Source organism: Syntrophomonas sp. UBA5494, assembly GCF_002426325.1.
This window is the reverse complement of the sequence record NZ_DIPG01000142.1, coordinates 32,472-32,975: the sequence shown is the minus strand read 5'-3', so window position 1 is coordinate 32,975 and position 504 is coordinate 32,472. Positions and strand designations below refer to the sequence as shown.

Here is a 504-nt window from a genome sequence, read left to right as displayed (position 1 = left end):
AAACGTGAAATAAAGCTGTTTTTTGACCCCAGGGAGTTCTGCGATTATTCAAGGAACCTGGATTCATGGATAAAATAGAACGGGAAGGGCGGCATAATAAGCCGTCCTTTTGTATTAAGCAGGTTGGGGCTTTTATAAGACAGTTCAACCAGTAAGTATTTTGGGGAAAAATTCATTTTTACCCAAGACAGAAGAAACAATTTTATTTATAATATAATAACCTTGGATTACTAGGAAATTAAGGATTGTTTGGCGTTTGAGGTTAATATAATATAAAACAACATTAATATAGAGGTGGATATCAGTGAAAAGGGTTGAGCTACTGGTAAAGGATCCGCTGTACAAAGACTATATGCAGCGCAACTATGACGAGCAGAAAGAACCCAGGTATTGTCAGCATGACTTCCGGCACCACCTGGATGTGGCCAGGATTACATATATTCTGGTGTTAGAACATAATGACCTGAACTATTTTATCAAGGACTGCGGACTGAGCGGCAAACT

At 38.7% G+C, this 504-nt stretch carries 1 pseudogene; it reads left to right on the top strand.

From position 1 onward, the window contains the following. Positions 1–304 precede the first annotated feature (304 nt). Positions 305–504 (top strand): annotated as a pseudogene (locus tag B3W37_RS16070) (HD domain-containing protein); the annotation flags it as partial.